16 protein-coding genes and 1 tRNA gene are annotated in these 15383 nt (G+C 58.0%); 5 read left to right on the top strand and 12 right to left on the bottom strand.

Annotated features, from left to right (window positions below; genetic code table 11):
- Positions 1–98 precede the first annotated feature (98 nt).
- Positions 99–500 (bottom strand): response regulator, encoded by a 402-nt coding sequence (locus E0486_RS02315; protein WP_131850526.1) that lies wholly within the window; start codon positions 498–500, stop codon positions 99–101.
- A 672-nt stretch (positions 501–1172) separates the two neighbouring features.
- Here E0486_RS02315 and E0486_RS02320 point away from each other — a divergent pair.
- Positions 1173–1778: a hypothetical protein gene (locus tag E0486_RS02320; RefSeq protein WP_131850527.1), complete on the top strand. Its 606-nt coding sequence runs from the start codon at positions 1173–1175 to the stop codon at positions 1776–1778.
- A 127-nt stretch (positions 1779–1905) separates the two neighbouring features.
- Here E0486_RS02320 and E0486_RS02325 read toward each other — a convergent pair.
- Positions 1906–1979 (bottom strand) — tRNA-Val (locus E0486_RS02325).
- A gap of 82 nt (positions 1980–2061) precedes the next feature.
- The gene (locus E0486_RS02330) at positions 2062–3285 is read right to left on the bottom strand and encodes a proline dehydrogenase family protein (protein ID WP_131850528.1); all 1224 of its coding nucleotides are present in this window, start codon (positions 3283–3285) and stop codon (positions 2062–2064) included.
- A 170-nt stretch (positions 3286–3455) separates the two neighbouring features.
- Between E0486_RS02330 and E0486_RS02335 the strand changes: the two genes are divergently transcribed.
- Complete coding sequence (locus tag E0486_RS02335; protein ID WP_131850529.1) at positions 3456–3971, top strand: acyl-CoA thioesterase; 516 nt, start codon at positions 3456–3458, stop codon at positions 3969–3971.
- Positions 3972–4178: 207 nt separating this feature from the next.
- Here the strand turns inward: E0486_RS02335 and E0486_RS02340 are convergent, their stop codons facing one another.
- The gene (locus E0486_RS02340; RefSeq protein ID WP_131850530.1) at positions 4179–4952 is read right to left on the bottom strand and encodes a lysophospholipid acyltransferase family protein; all 774 of its coding nucleotides are present in this window, start codon (positions 4950–4952) and stop codon (positions 4179–4181) included.
- A gap of 121 nt (positions 4953–5073) precedes the next feature.
- Between E0486_RS02340 and E0486_RS02345 the strand changes: the two genes are divergently transcribed.
- Complete coding sequence (locus E0486_RS02345) at positions 5074–5796, top strand: SIMPL domain-containing protein (protein ID WP_165917160.1); 723 nt, start codon at positions 5074–5076, stop codon at positions 5794–5796.
- Positions 5797–5877: 81 nt separating this feature from the next.
- Here the strand turns inward: E0486_RS02345 and rpsA are convergent, their stop codons facing one another.
- Positions 5878–7839 (bottom strand): 30S ribosomal protein S1, encoded by a 1962-nt coding sequence (rpsA, locus tag E0486_RS02350; RefSeq protein WP_131850532.1) that lies wholly within the window; start codon positions 7837–7839, stop codon positions 5878–5880.
- Positions 7840–8021: 182 nt separating this feature from the next.
- Between rpsA and E0486_RS02355 the strand changes: the two genes are divergently transcribed.
- Complete coding sequence (locus tag E0486_RS02355) at positions 8022–9074, top strand: acyloxyacyl hydrolase (RefSeq protein ID WP_131850533.1); 1053 nt, start codon at positions 8022–8024, stop codon at positions 9072–9074.
- Between the two features lie 4 nt (positions 9075–9078).
- Entirely contained in the window at positions 9079–9804 is a 726-nt protein-coding gene (locus E0486_RS02360; RefSeq protein WP_165917161.1) for a GIN domain-containing protein, read from the top strand.
- A gap of 116 nt (positions 9805–9920) precedes the next feature.
- Here E0486_RS02360 and E0486_RS02365 read toward each other — a convergent pair whose 3' ends face one another.
- From E0486_RS02365 to rplR, 7 genes are all read right to left on the bottom strand, one after another.
- Positions 9921–11168 (bottom strand): BaiN/RdsA family NAD(P)/FAD-dependent oxidoreductase, encoded by a 1248-nt coding sequence (locus tag E0486_RS02365; RefSeq protein ID WP_131850535.1) that lies wholly within the window; start codon positions 11166–11168, stop codon positions 9921–9923.
- 107 nt (positions 11169–11275) lie between these two features.
- Entirely contained in the window at positions 11276–12076 is an 801-nt protein-coding gene (gene map / locus E0486_RS02370) for a type I methionyl aminopeptidase (RefSeq protein WP_131850536.1), read from the bottom strand.
- 78 nt (positions 12077–12154) lie between these two features.
- Positions 12155–13498, bottom strand: a complete 1344-nt coding sequence (gene secY, locus E0486_RS02375) for a preprotein translocase subunit SecY (RefSeq protein ID WP_131850537.1) — start codon at positions 13496–13498, stop codon at positions 12155–12157.
- Between the two features lie 71 nt (positions 13499–13569).
- Entirely contained in the window at positions 13570–14019 is a 450-nt protein-coding gene (rplO, locus tag E0486_RS02380) for a 50S ribosomal protein L15 (RefSeq protein ID WP_131850538.1), read from the bottom strand.
- A gap of 125 nt (positions 14020–14144) precedes the next feature.
- Positions 14145–14327: a 50S ribosomal protein L30 gene (rpmD, locus tag E0486_RS02385; RefSeq protein ID WP_131850539.1), complete on the bottom strand. Its 183-nt coding sequence runs from the start codon at positions 14325–14327 to the stop codon at positions 14145–14147.
- Between the two features lie 99 nt (positions 14328–14426).
- Entirely contained in the window at positions 14427–14945 is a 519-nt protein-coding gene (gene rpsE / locus E0486_RS02390; protein WP_131850540.1) for a 30S ribosomal protein S5, read from the bottom strand.
- A gap of 40 nt (positions 14946–14985) precedes the next feature.
- Entirely contained in the window at positions 14986–15345 is a 360-nt protein-coding gene (rplR, locus tag E0486_RS02395; RefSeq protein WP_131850541.1) for a 50S ribosomal protein L18, read from the bottom strand.
- Between the last annotated feature and the right edge of the window lie 38 nt (positions 15346–15383).

Below are 15383 nucleotides of genomic sequence, written 5' to 3' on the forward strand. Positions count from 1 at the left end.
AAAAACGCATTTTTTTACGCACATACCTGCATAATTCCGCAAACCGTTGGGGCATAACCCGGCAGGGAACGGCATCGAACGGTAAGGAAAGGGGGAGATCAGGCGGTGGCCCGGTGCTTCAGGATCTCGCGGACGATATCCTTTACGGCGGAGAAAAGCCAGGGTTTCGTGAACATCATCACGTGGAATTTGGTGCAGAAATGCGTGTCGACGGGGCTGTTCGACGTGGTGAAGACGACCACCGGGATGGCTTGCAGGGCCTGGTCGTTTTTGATGGCGATCAGGGCTTCCCGCCCGCTCATGAGGGGCATGTTCATGTCCATGATGATCATCGAAGGAAGCTTGTTGTGCTGCGCCGCCTGGTGGAGGTAATTGAGCAGCTCACGGCCATTATGCACGCCCGTGATTTTGAGTTCATGGTTGATCTCTTCAGCAGCTTCGTTGAACATCTTAAGGTCGTCGTCGTCGTCGTCGGCCCACACTACGTTTAGGTTATTCATATAGTTTGATTTACGTCATGACTTGCGCCAGGCGCTACCAAAAAACAGAGTTTCAGCAACCCTTTTGTCGATCCCGGAAAAGGGTCTTGTAGAGATTGTACTACGCAGCTCAAATGCGCCACAGGCCTGAGTTACGCGCTACAATTGAATTAAGGGTGGGGGGAGAATTGAGAGTACATTAAAGATAGAAATTCAATCCAACATTCCAAAAAAAATTTGCGTTTCTTTTTTTCGGCCGGCACCTTCCGATCTCCGTATTAATACGGAAGGTGCATGCAGGAATGTGGAAAAACGGTCTACAAAAATAGACCGCGTCCTGGGGAGCGCGCCCCGGGATGCGTGTACCTCGGTAAGCAACGAGCAGCCAAATCAACTGCGCACCTCAGGAGTCAGAATGCAGGCCCGGCATAGCCGTGTGCGATCGTCTAAAAAATAAATGATGGAAAAGGACCGACGGACGGAATTGTGGTATACGAATTGGTGCATATTGAATAGCGGCGCACGGATCGAAACGCTCCTGTCGCTTCACTCTCATCAATCTCCCCAACCCTTCTATTGTTCGATGGTACTCGTTGCACCCGCACGGAGGCAGCGCTACGGGCTTCGCCTGTGGCCGGCCCTGAGCGGACAGCGAAAAATGATTTTGCTAACCGTAAAAACGAACGACAAAAAATGGTCAGAAATCTACGCCACCGGATCGGAGCGTCAGCGATCTGCCTCAGCATATTACCGGCCGCCAGCGGCCTGATCAGCCTACCAACTGCAACTGCATCACATGACGACAACAACAACCTGCCAACCAGCCCGACGAACTACAGCAGCTCCCGCCTTTTTCCCGGCACAAACCAGTTGCCCTGCACAGCCACACAAGGGCTACCCCAGCACCGTATTCACCTCCGCGGCCTGCTGCGCAGCGGTACGGTGGAACTGCTCTGGGACATTACCGACGAAGTGGACATTGCCAGTTATACCGTGGAGCGGAGCACCGATGGCACCGCCTTTACAGCAATCGGCGAGGTACGAAGCAGCGGCAACCATTGCCGCTATACCTACCAGTTCCGCGACAACCGTCCGGCACTGGCAAGTCCCACCAATTACTACCGGATCCAGGCCCGTGAACGCAGCGGAGGGCGGTTTTATTCCGCCACCAAGACGCTGCGGCAAGCGGCCGGCGACAGCGGCGCACCCGGGCTCACGGTAGGAGCCAACGCGGCGACCCGCTCCCCCAAAAAATCATTTCTGAACAACGGCAGCCAGCCGTCAACTCGTTTCATTTAGCAATAGTAAGATGAGAGTCTAACCTATGTTCAACACCAACCGAGAGCCCCATTCCTGGGGCTCTCTTGCTTTTTTACCCTGCACAAAAAAGCCCGCCATCGCACTTTTGTGCTTCGGCGGGCGGCTGTGGGACGTACAGGATTCGAACCGGTGACCCCTTCCATGTCAAGGAAGTACTCTAACCAACTGAGCTAACGTCCCAAGGGGCGGTAAAAGTAAGGTGTTCAACGCGAATTACAAACTTGAAACCCGAAACCGGAAACCGGAAACTTCAGATTCCCCGCTACAACCCTCTCCGCTCCAGCTCCCGTTTGAGCAGCAGCAGCTCGCGGCCCGTCTGGCCGCCAACGGAGGTGTTTTCCTGGGCGCGGCGCATCAGGTAGGGCACCACATCCTTAATCGGCCCGAAAGGCAGGTATTTGCTGACGCTGCAGCCCGCTTCGGCCAGGTTGAAGGTAATGTTGTCGCTCATTCCGTATAGCTGGCTGAAATGTACGTGCGGGTGGTTCAGCGGCAGCCCCTTTTTCTGGAGCAGCTCCACGCCGAGGGCATTGCTCCGCTCGTTGTGGGAGGCAATGATCACGGAGATGCTGTCGAGGTGCTCAATGCAGAAGTGCACGGCATCGTTGTAGTCGCGGTCGGACGCTTCTTTGGACGGTTGGATGGGCGAGGCATAGCCCCGCTCCTGCGCACGCCGGCGTTCCTTTTCCATATAAGCGCCGCGCACCAGCTTGGCGCCGAGCGTAAAGCCGCCCGCCTGTGCGTCGGCGAAGGATTCTTTCAGGAAAGCAAGGCGGTCGTGGCGGTACAGCTGGATCGTGTTGAACAGCACCACGGCGTCTTTGTTGAAGCGCGCCATCATCAGCATCGTCAGCGCGTCGACAGGGTCCTGGATCCAGGTTTCCTCGGCGTCTACGAGCACCCCGATGCCGGCGCGGGCCGCCGCCTCGCTGATCCGCAGCATGCGTTCCGCTACGCGGCGCCATTCTTCCCGGGCTGCGGCGGGCAGCTGCGGCAGCGCCGCCTCGTAGCGGGCCACCAGCGATGCCGCGGGCGTCCGCTCCATCAGGTCGTCGATCTGTTCCAGCAGGGCGAAGCGGGCAAAGCCGGTCACCTTGATGCTCATGTAGGGGATGTTGGGCTGCGTGGCGGCGTATTCGATCACCCGGATAAACTCCTGGCAGGCGCCTTCAAAGGCCTCCTCCCCTTCCTTTCCTTCCACGCCGTAGTCGAGGATCACCTGCACGTTGGAAGCGGCCAGCTTGCGGGCCACATCGGCGGTTTGCGCCAGCGTTTCGCCGCCTACGAACTGGCGGAAGATCGTTTTCCGGATGATGCCTTTCACCGGTAGCCCGGCGCGGATGCTCCAGGGCGCAAGGCGCGTACCCATCTGCACCAGCCAGGGCTTGCCCATGAGGCCGAACAGCCAGTGGGCCTGCTTCAGTTCCTTGTCGGTTTTAGAGGCAAAAGCAATCGTCGTGTTGTCGAAGGATAAAGGGGAATTCATATGCACCGCGAAGGTACATACAAAGGTTCTTAAGGTTTTTCAGGTTCTTCAGGTTCTATTGGTTAAAGTATACCCGGCGTGCTGTTGCCGGTAAGGCCGGTTGCCAGGGAACCTTCAGAACGCCGGAACCAGCAAGACCCTTTCCCGGTATCTTTGCGAAAATTTCCTGCATGCTGACCAGAAAACCTTCCGACAGTTACACGAATATGACCGAGCTGGTGCTGCCCAACGATACCAACGTGTTCGGCAACCTGATGGGCGGTCGCCTGATGTACTGGATGGACATCGCCGCGGCCATTGCCGCCCAGCGCCACTGCAACGCGCCGGTGGTTACGGCCTCGGTAGACAATATCTCGTTTGAAAACCCGATCAAGCTGGGCAACACCGTGCACATCGAAGCCAAGGTGACCCGCTCGTTCAATACGTCGATGGAGGTGCACCTGCGCGTGTGGGGCGAAGACTTTACGCAGCAATTCAAATACAAGAGCAATGAGGCCTACTACACCTTCGTGGCCCTCGACCCGAACCGCAACCCGCGCCCCGTGCCGGCGCTGCAGCCCGAGACCGACGAGGAGCGCAAGCTGTTCGAAGGAGCCCTGCGCCGCCGCCAGCTGCGCCTCATCCTCGGCGGGAAAATGAAACCCGATGACGCCGCGGAGCTGAAAGCGTTGTTCGTAAAAGACTAGCAGTAATTGGTTTAGTAGTCTAATGGTCTATTGGTAACCAGGACCTACCCACTCTGCTCCTGATCTCGGTGAATGCTGGTGATAGACAAACTGAAATATTAGTAAGAAAGGTCGCCGTGAGGCGACCTTTCTTTATTGCACTAATCTGGTTCCTTGAAGTCCGCGCATCGCGCAACTACAAACTTCAAACTACAAACTACATACTTCTCAAGACGCCAGCTTCTCCGGTGTCTTCCAATGGTGCGCGCCCTGCATCATAAACTTCTTGCTCTGCTCGATCGCATCCATTACCTGCTCGAGGATGGCTTCGGGGGTATCGTCGTAGTTGATCTGCATTGGTTCCTTGAACCGGACCGACAGCAGGGTGCCCTTCTTCTTGAACTGCAGTCCCTTCTTATTGAAAGCACGCCAGAAGCCGCCGATCACCACGGGGATCACTACGGGTTTCATCTGCTTGATGATATAGGCGGTGCCCTTGCGGCCCGGCGCAAAGGGCTTCGTCGTACCCTGCGGGAAGGTGATCACCCAGGCCCGGTCGAGGGCGCGCTGGATCTTGCGGGTGTCGGAAGGATCGAGGCCGCGGCGGGTTTCATTACCGTCCTTGCGCCAGGTGCGGCGCACCGTCAGCGCCCCGGCCAGCGTAAAGAGCCGGCTGATCCAGGAGCTTTTCATCGTTTCTTCGGCCGCCACGTAATACACGCGGGTAAACGGGTTGAGCAGGTAGTAGGGTACGCCCAGCTTGTTCTTCTTGCGCCATTTTACCGCGCAGAAGATGTGCAGGAACGTGATCACGTCGGCAAAATAGGTCTGGTGATTCGATACGAAAAGGACGTTGCGCTTCGGCAGGTCCTGAATGTGTTCCGTGCCGCTGATCTGCAGCCGGTTGACGATCATAAGGCCAGGGTACGAGAAGATTCCGACAAGTGCGTAAACGAATTTGCGCACCAGCGTCCACTCCGCCAGTTTTTTCCAGATATCCATCGGGTAAGCAATTGGGCGGTAAAGTTAGGTGTTTCGGAATTGTTAAGTATCGGCCGGGTTTGCCGGTCATCGTATGCTTTTTGCATGCTTTGTACGTCCTATTAAGTAAATGCAGAAACGTATGAAGAACATCTTACTACTCAGCGCACTCCTCCTTGGCGGCATCGGCGCATCGGCACAGAACGTGAACCCCAACCCCTATCCCCGCACGATTACCGTAACGGGCTCCGCGGAAGAAGAAGTGACCCCCGACGAGATCTATGTGAACGTAGACCTGAAAGAGTACGAGAAAAAGGGCCAGGGCAAGATCGCCCTCGACGTCATCCGCCGCGACTTTCTCGCCAGCGCCCGCGCCGTGGGCATTCCCGACTCGCTGGTAACCATCGCTGCCTACGACGGCAACAACGGCAACCCCTGGTGGCAGCGCAAGAAAAAGAAAGAGGAACTGTACGCCTCCATCACCTACCAGGTAAAGCTCAAAAGCAGCAAGCTGATGGATGACCTCGTGGCCCGGCTCGACGACAACGCCACGCAGAACTTTTACATCAGCCGCGTGGACCACAGCCGCCTCGCCGACTACCGCAAACAATTAAAAATAAAAGCCACCCAGGCCGCCAAGGAAAAGGCACAGTACCTTGCGCAGTCGATCGGCGAGCAGGTAAGCGTAGCCGTTACCATCAACGAGCCGGTGGAGTACGGCGGGCCGATTATCTACAACCGCGCCGCGATGGCCTCCAACGTGGTGATGAAAGACGCAGCCGGATCGCCCGACGATGCGAACCAGCCTGACTTCAAAAAGATCAAATTGAAATACGACGTGACGGTGGTCTTCGCGCTCAAATAACGCCGGCAGAACGCGCGGATAATCCGGGCAAAGAAAAAGCCCCTCGCTTCACGCGAGGGGCTTTGCTATTTAAAGAAGCGATTAAGCTTCGGGCGTGTTACCGCCCTGGTTCTTCTCTTCTTTCTGGAGACGCTCCTTGATCTGGGCGAGGGCGCCGAGGTCGCCGAGGGTCGGCTTCTCGACTTTCTGCTGCAGGTTCTTCACGGCCTTGCTGGTTTGCTCAGCGTTGGCGCGGGCTTCCTTGCGAACAGCGTCCTTCTCTTCTGCCTTGGCAGCTTCCCAGGTACGGGTGTGCGATACCACGATGCGCTTCTCGTTGCGATCGAATTCGATCACCATGAACGGAGCTACCTCGTCGGCGCCTACGCTCTTGCCGTCTTCCTTGGCCAGGTGACGGTTGGGCGCGAAGCCTTCCAGGCCATAGGGCATCTGCACGATAGCGCCTTTGTCGTCCTTGCGGATAACAGTGCCTTCATGCACGGAGCCGATGGCGAAGGTGTCCTGGAGCGTGTTCCAGGGATCTTCTTCGAGTTGTTTGTGTCCGAGCTGGAGCTTGCGGTTGTCCTTGTCGATGCCGAGGATCACCACGTCGATCTTCTCGCCCACTTTCGTGAACTCGCTGGGGTGGTTGTAGCGCTTCAGCCAGCTCAGGTCGGAGATGTGGATCATACCGCCGATGCCCTGGCTCAGTTCTACGAATACGCCATAAGGAGTGATGTTCTTCACCGTGCCCTGGTGGCGGCTGCCTTCGGGGAAGTTCACCTCGATGTCGTTCCAGGGATCCTGGCTCAGCTGCTTGATCGAGAGGCTCATCTTGCGGCTGTCTTTGTCGAGGGTAACGATCTTGGCTTCATGCTCGTCGTTGAGCTTGAAGAACTCCTTGGCATTGATGGGGGTGTTGGCCCAGGTGATCTCCGAAACGTGCACGAGGCCTTCTACGCCCGGCATGATCTCGAGGAATGCACCGTAATCTTCGATGTTCACGACGCGGCCTTTAACGACAGCACCTTCGTGAATGTTCTCAGGCAGCACGTCCCAGGGGTGCGGGGTGAGCTGCTTGAGGCCGAGGGAGATACGCTTCTTCTCGTCGTCGAAGTCGAGAACCACTACGTTCAGCTTCTGGTCCAGCTTCAGCACCTCGCTCGGGTGGTTGATACGACCCCAGCTGATGTCGGTGATGTAGAGCAGACCGTCCAGGCCGCCGAGGTCCATGAACGCACCGAAGTCGGTGATGTTCTTCACAGTACCTTCCAGCACCTGGCCTTTCTCGAGCTGGCCGATGATCTGGGCGCGCTGCGCTTCGATATCGCTCTCGATGAGGGCTTTATGCGATACAACGGCATTCTTGATGGCTTCGTTGATCTTCACCACTTTGAACTCCATCGTCTTGCCTACGAACTGGTCGTAGTCGGTAACGGGCTTCACGTCGATCTGCGAACCCGGCAGGAAGGTTTCCATGCCGAATACGTCTACGATCAGGCCGCCTTTCGTCTTGGAGGTAACGGTACCGGTAACGATTTCGCCGGTCTTGTGTACTTCCACGATCCGCTCCCAGGCGCGGGTAATGCGGGCCTGCTTGCGCGAGAGATTCAGGTTACCGTCCCGGTCTTCCTTTTCAACCACCATCACCTCTACTTCATCACCTACATTGAGGCTCTGGAGGTCGCGGAATTCGTTGAGGGAGATGAGACCATCCGATTTGAAGCCGATGTTCAGCACCACGTCGGTTTTGGTAACGCCCACTACGGTGCCTTTGATCAGCTCGCCGTCGTTGAGCTGTACGAACGTGCCTTCATACACCTTGTCGTACTTCACCTGCTCTTCTTTGCTGTAGGTGGCTACGTTGCGCTTGTCGATGCTCCAGTCGAAGTCGTCGTGCGCGGTTTCCACTTTCGGCGCGGGAGCGGGCTTCGAAGTAGCTTCTACAGCCGGCGCTTCCGTTGCGGCAGGGGCATTTGTTGTCGCGGTAGCAGCTTCAGCAACCGGTGTTGCCGCAGCCTGCTCCTGGCCTTCCGCGTTTGGGTTAACAATATTTTCTTCCATAAAATTTCCCGAGGGGTTTATTCGGGGGGGCAAATATAGCCAATCCGCCCCGAAACACCCGGCGCAGAGAACCCCATTTTCGCGTTTTTTTACGCTTTGAAAGGACTTTCTCACCGGTACAAAACGGCCGTTCACCGCCGCGCGCCCCGCGCCTCCGCCCTTTTGCCTAAGTTTGGCCCCCGATGCGCCGACCGTCCTGCCTGTTCCTGTTATGCCTGCTCCTGTGCCACGCCGCCACCGCGCAGGCCCCGTTGCAGGAAGACCGCTTCGGCGCTTCCGCTCACCTGGGCTCCTTCATCACCAAAATGAGCAAGGCCGAGCTGGCCAAGGACGCGTACAGCTTCCTGCTGCAGGCCGACTGGAGCCGCCGCTCGCGCTATGCCCCGGGCACCTTCCTGGGTGCGTCCCTCCTGCACGGCGCCTCGGGTGGCCGCCAGTACCTCGGCACCGTTACCGCCGCTTTCGCTTTCGGTGACGCCCCGCTCGCGGGCAGCGGCTGGTACCGTCTCCGCGCGCGCCTTGCCCTTGGCCTTGGCTGGATCGAAAAGCCCTACGACCCGGTGACCAATCACAAGAACACCCTGCTCGGCTCCCACCTCAACGCCGCCATCCAGGCATCACTCTACCAACAGGTGCGCCTTGGCCGCCACTGGAGCTGGAATACGGGCCTCTCGTTCCTGCACCTTTCCAACGGGCTTTCCACGTTGCCCAACCTCGGGCTCAACATACCCTGTATCTATACAGGGCTCGTTTACCGGCGCACCGGCGCTCCGCTGCAGGCCAGGACGCCCCCCTTCCCCGCCCGCCGTGATCAATTTTCGGCCTGGGCTTCGCTGGGCCTGAAGCAATGGCCGCTGGTCAACAGCCCGCGCACGGTCACCCAGGCATTCAGCGGCGAATGGTCTCGGAAGCTTTCCGGCAATGGCCGCTGGGGCGCCGTGCTGCACGTCTTCCACGACCCCACGGTCATCTCACCCAACGATACGGTGTTTCACCAACCCGAAGCGGGCGGCTGGCAGGCCGGCGCCGGCGCGCACTACGCGGTCGTGATCGGCCGCTGGGAGGTGCCGCTGCAAGCAGGTGTTTATGCCTGGAACCCGCGCGACGCCAACCGCGTGTATCAAATACTGGGTGTCCGCTACCGCGTCGCCCGGCACTGGCTCGCCGGGATTCACCTCAAAACGCATATGGGCAAGGCCGACTATTTCCACGCCGGAATCGGTTACCAATGGTAAGACTATGAAAACATTCCTCTGCACCGTAGTTATACTATCTGCTGCCGCCGTCGCTTCCTGCAGCAAGCCGGGTTGCGCACAAAAAGAAGGAACCAGCACGCGCACGGTACGCAGCACCGGCTCCTTCGAGCAACTGGTGATCCTTGACAACATCAACGTGGTACTGAGTGAAGGACCCTGCTCGGTGACCGTAGAAACCGACGAGGCCCTGCAGCCGGTTGTCGGCGCCGAGGTGCGCAACGGCCAGCTGTTCCTGCGCAACGATGCCTCCTGTTCTGTCATCCGCCGCCCGGGCGAATCGATCACCGCCTACGTGTCGCTGCCCCACCTGACAAGGATCGACTACCAGGGCTCGGGCACCGTTACCTGCGCCGACACGCTCCACACCGACTATATTTCCGTGGAAGCCGACCGGGGCGCAGGCAATGTGCACCTGAAGCTGGCGGCGTTGTTCACGCTGGCGCAGGTCAACAATGAAGTGACCGACCTCAGGTTCGAGGGGCGCAGCGACTCCTGCTACGCCTGGTGCTCCTCGCGCGGCACGATCGACTTCCGAAACTTCCAGGTAAAGCGGATGGCGCTTGCTTACGCCGGCGTCCGCGACGCCTATGTGTGGGCCACCGAATCGCTCCACACGATCGTATACCAAACCGGAAATGTGTATTACAGGGGAAGTCCGCGCCTGCTGGCGCCGGATTACCGCAGCACGGGCCGCTTGCTGCCTTTTTAGCGCTGGTCCAGCCATTGACTGCTCACAAGCCTGTCGTCGCGCCGTTGTGCGGCGCTGCGGGGACATACAAGTTCATTTGCAGGAACTCCAGGTCGAAAAACAGGCCCGGAAGCGCATTACCGGGGGCCGGAAGTGTCTTGCAAGGAGGGGAGCTTCGCGGCAATGAACCCGCTGGTCCACGCATGCTGGAAGTTGAAACCGCCCGTGATGCCGTCCACGTCGAGCACCTCCCCGGCGAAATAGAGACCTGGGATTTTGCGGCTCATCATCGTATTCGGATCCACCTCGGAAAGCTGCACGCCGCCGGCGGTCACGAATTCTTCTTTGAACGTGGTCTTGCCGGTTACCATAAACACCGAGTCTGTCAGGCCGCGGATCAGCGCGTTCTCGGCCTTCGCCGGCAGGTCGGCAAAGCGTTGGTCCAAAGAAATACCGGCTGCCTGCAGCAGGAATTCCCAGAGCCGCACCGGGATATCGGTTGGGTTTCCATTGGCTACTTTCTTTTGCGGATGCATACGACGGGCATCGGCAAGCAAGTCCTTCAGATCGTTTTCGCTCAGGTCGGGCGTCCAGTGCACGTGCACGGTAAAGTGATATTGTTTTTCGGCCAGCTCACGGGCGCCCCAGGCACTGAGGCGCAGCACCGCCGGGCCGCTGAGGCCCCAGTGGGTGATCAGCAGCGGGCCTTCCTCGGCCAGCTTGCTCCCTTCCACTTTAACGCGCGCGCGCTCCACGCTGAGCCCCATCAGCGACGTAATGGGATGCCCCGGTATATTGAAAGTGAACAGCGAAGGAAGGGGCTCCACGATACGATGACCAAGTGCACGCAACCAGTCAAACTGGGCACTTTTGGGTGCACCGCCGGTGGCGATGCACAGGAAATCAGCTTCCAGCAGCCGCCCGCCGGCTAATTCCACGTGGAATACTTCGTCTTTCCGCACCGAGCGCACATCGGCGTTCATCCGTATTTCTACGGAAAAACGCGCCGCCTCGCGCAGCAGGCAGGCGATGATCGTTTCGGAAGAATCGGTTTCGGGAAACATGCGGCCGTCCGCTTCGGTCTTCAGCGTCACGCCCCGCTCCGCAAACCAGGCCACCGTAGCGGCCGCATCGAACTGGTGCAGGGTCTTCTTCAGGAAATTTTGCCCGCGCGGGTAACGCCGGCTGAATGCGCCGATCTCGAAGAGGCTGTGCGTCACGTTGCAGCGCCCCCCGCCCGATACACGCACCTTCGACAAAAGCTTGCTGCTCTTTTCGAGCAGGATCACCTGCAGACCCGGTTGGAGACGCGCCGCATTGATGGCGCAGAAGAACCCCGCGGCGCCGCCGCCGATGACTATTAGTCGTTTGTGCGCTCCTTCCATAAACCGTCATTACGAGGCGTCCGACGGGAAGCGAAGGGAAAGCGAAGCAACCCGTTCCCTATGGGACGGATTGCTTTACTGCGTTCGCACGGACGCGCTGAATTGGGTTAGTAATTACTGAACAGTTCCTGATTGGCCTTCTCCGCCGCTTCGATGGGTGCGTAGTTCGACAGGATGTCGGCCTTATTCTTCCGCACGCACACGTCGTGCTCGAAGTGAACGGACACCTTCCCGTCTTTCGTGCGTACGGTCCAGCCGTCGTCGTCGGTATACACTTCTTTGCGGCCCAGGTTGATCATAGGCTCGATGGCGATCACCAGGCCTTCTTTCATCACCGGTCCCGAGCCGCGCTTGCCGTAGTTGGGCACCTGCGGGTCTTCGTGGAGGCTCTTGCCGAGGCCGTGGCCCACGAGCTCGCGCACGACACCGTAGCCGTTCTTTTTTTCCGTATGCTCCTGGATGGCGAAGGCGATGTCGCCGATGCGGTTGCCGGCGATGGCCTTTTCGATGCCTTTATACAGCGACTCCTTGGTGATCTTCACCAGCTTTATCGCCTCCGCACCGGGGTCGCCGATCATGAAGGTATACGCGTGGTCGCCGTGCCAGCCATTCCTGATCACGCCGATGTCGATCGTCACCACGTCGCCTTCCTTCAGCGGGTGGCTGTTCGGAAAGCCGTGCACCACCACGTCGTTGACGGAGATGCAGGCATTGAACGGGTAGCCGTTATAGCCGAGAAAGGAAGGAACGGCACCGTTGTCGCGGATAATGCTGCCGATGGTCTTGTCGATGGAAAGCGTGCTGATACCGGGCTTCAGGAGCGCGGCGACTTCCGCCAGCGTGCTGCTCACCAGGAGGGCGGCGGCGCGCATCTGCTCCACCTGTTCGTCTGTCTTGTAATAGATCATGGGGAGTGCAAAGATACTTGGGGTAAAAAGAAAACCCGGTCTTTGCGGACCGGGTTTTCGAAATAGCGGGTAGAGCAATCAGATCTGGGCCTGGGAAACCGTCTGACGGCCCTGGATACGACCGCCTTTCATGAGGCCGTCGTACTGGCGCATCAGCAGCTGGGTTTCGACCTGCTGCAGGGTATCGAGGACGACACCGACCAGGATCAGCAGCGAGGTGCCGCCGAAGAAGGTCGAGAAGCCGGCCGACACGCCGAGGCGCTGGGCGATACCGGGCAGGATACCAACGAGGGCCAGCAGGATAGCACCCGGGAGGGTGATCTTGTCCATGATGGCGCCGATGTAGTCGGCCGTGGGCTGGCCGGGCTTAACGCCGGGCACAAAGCCGTTGTTCTGCTTCAGGTTATCAGCGATCTGCTTGGGGTTGAAGATAAGCGCGGTGTAGAGGAACGTGAAACCGATCACCACGGCCGAGTAGATGGCCATGTAACCGAGGTTCATGTGGTTGGAGAACACGTCGGCAACACCGCTGGTGGTCGCCTTGTTCAGGAACAGCAGCGTGGGCAGGAACATGATCGCCTGGGCGAAGATGATCGGCATTACACCGGCACTGTTGACCTTGATGGGCAGGTACTGGCGGGCGCCACCACCGAGCTGGCGGTTGCCCACGATTTGCTTGGCGTAGTTCACCGCGATGCGGCGTGTGCCTTGCACCAGCAGGATACAACCCATGATGATGGCGATGAGGATGGCGATCTCGATAATGAAGATCAGGATCTGGCCCGTGCGTTCCGACTTAAGGGCGAGTTCTTCCATGAAGTTACGCGGCAGGCGGCCGAGGATACCCACCATGATGATGAGCGAGGTACCGTTGCCGAGCCCTTTGTCGGTGATCTTTTCACCGAGCCACATCACGAAGAGGGTGCCGGCGGTGAGCAGAACCACGGTGGAGGTCCAGAAGTAGGGCGCGTATTCGGGGCGGATGGCGCCGCCGGCTCCGGAGCCGGTCATGGTATGGAGGTAGCCCACGTAGGCAGAGGCCTGCACGAGCGTTACGGCTACGGTGAGGTAGCGCGTCCACTGGTTGATCTTCTTGCGGCCGCTCTCCCCTTCCTTCTGAAGCTTCGCGAAGGAAGGCACCAGCACGGTCATAAGCTGCATGAAGATGGAGGCGGAGATATACGGCATGATACCCAGCGCGAGGATGGAAGCCTGGTTGAAGGCGCCACCGGCGAAGGAGTTGATCAGGCCCAGCATACCACCGTTGTTCTTCTCTAGATTGAGCTTGGTGGGATCGATGCCCGGAAGCACGATGTGGCTGCCGATGCGGTAGATGAAAATCAGAAGAAGGGTAACCAGGATCTTGCTGCGCAGCTCCTCGATACTCCAGATATTCTTCAGCGTTTGAGTTAACTTTTTCACGGGAAATGTTTACGGTCCGAATTGAAAAAAAGGGCGCATGGAAAACATGCGCCTGTGCAATTTAGGAAAAATTACTTCACGACCTCTACGGAACCGCCGGCACCTTCGATGGCTGCCTTTGCTTTCTCGCTGATTGCGTTGATCTTGAAGGTAACCTTTGCTTTCAGTTCGCCGTTGCCCAGTACTTTCACGCGATCAGTCTGGCTGATCAGTCCGTTCATGTACAGGTTCTCGAGGCTGAATTCGGTGATACCGTATTTCTCCACCAGCTGATCGATCTGGCCGAGGTTGAACACTTTGTATTCGATGCGGTTGATGTTCTTGAAACCGCGCTTGGGCACCCGGCGCTGGATGGGCATCTGGCCACCTTCGTGGGCAAACTTACGGGTGTAGCCGGCGTTGGCCTGCTGACCTTTGTTACCTTTCGTGGACGTACCACCCTTACCGGATGCTTCACCACGGCCTAAACGCTTTTGCTTGTGTACGGCGCCTTTTGCAGGCTTCAGTTCGTGCAGTTTCATACTGTTTGATTTTTACTTTCGGGGAATCGCCCCTCGCATTAATAAATAATAAAGTCGGAAAGTAGAAAGCCGGAAGTAAAGGCCGGAACCAATTCCGACTTCCCACTTCCGACTTCCTGACTGAATTAGGCTACTTCTTCTACGGAGAGCATGTGCTCCACCTTGCGGATCATACCCAGGATCTGGGGGGTACCTTCCACTTCACGGGAAGCGTTCATCTTGTTCAGACCCAGGGCCTGCAGCGTCAGCTTCTGGCGCTCGGGGCGGTCGATGGGGCTTTTCACCAGTGTGATCTTGATCTTTTTCATTGCAAAAAGTTTGTGGTCTGTGGTTTGTCGTTTGTGGTTCCTCTGCAGTTTCCGGCGTCAGCCAACTACAAACCACAAACTACAAACTACAAACTCGGATTATCCGTTAAAGACTTTCTTCAGGTTCACGTTGCGCTGGCGGGCTACACCGATGGGCTCACGCAGCATGGCGAGGGCTTCGAAGGTAGCTTTCACCACGTTGTGGGGGTTGGCGGAACCCAGCGACTTGGCCAGAACGTCGGTGATACCGGCGCTCTCGAGCACGGCGCGCATCGAGCCTCCTGCGATCACACCCGTACCGTGAGCGGCGGGCTTGATCAGAACCTTGGCGGCGCCAATGCGGGCGAGCTGGTCGTGGGGAATCGTACCGTGCATCACCGGAACCTTGATGAGGTTCTTCTTGGCATCTTCGATACCCTTGGTGATGGCTTCCTGTACTTCTTTTGCCTTACCGAGGCCATGGCCAACGACACCTTGTTCGTTGCCCACCACCACCAGAGCCGAGAAGCTGAAGGTACGGCCACCTTTGGTGGTCTTCACAACGCGGTTGATGGCGACAACCTTCTCTTTCAGTTCCAGGTCGCCGGCTTTTACTCGGTTTAAGATTGCTTTTGCCATTTGTTATTTAGTTATAGCGATTGCTCGTTTTTGATTGGGATTAGAATTGGAGGCCACCTTCGCGGGCGCCTTCGGCTACAGCTTTCACACGGCCATGGTACAGGTTACCGCCACGATCGAAGACAACGGTCTCCAGGCCCAGCTCCTTCGCCTTGCGGGCGACGGCCTGGCCTACCAGGCGGCTCTTCTCGGATTTGGTACCGCTCTGCGCTGCGATGTCTTTATCGCGCGAGGAGGCGGCAGCCAGTGTTACGCCGTGATCGTCGTCGATCAGCTGCACGTAGATATCCGAGTTGGAGCGGAATACCGACAGGCGGGGCTTCTGGGCCGTACCGCTCACCTTGCGGCGGATGCGGTAGCGGATGTTTTGTCTACGGGTCGTCTTTTGACTTGTTCTCATTGTATTTCAGTTTTGGGCCTTGATACTGCCAAGGCCGC

The sequence above is a fragment of the Flaviaesturariibacter aridisoli genome, assembly GCF_004343705.1.
Lineage (GTDB): Bacteria > Bacteroidota > Bacteroidia > Chitinophagales > Chitinophagaceae > Flavisolibacter > Flavisolibacter aridisoli.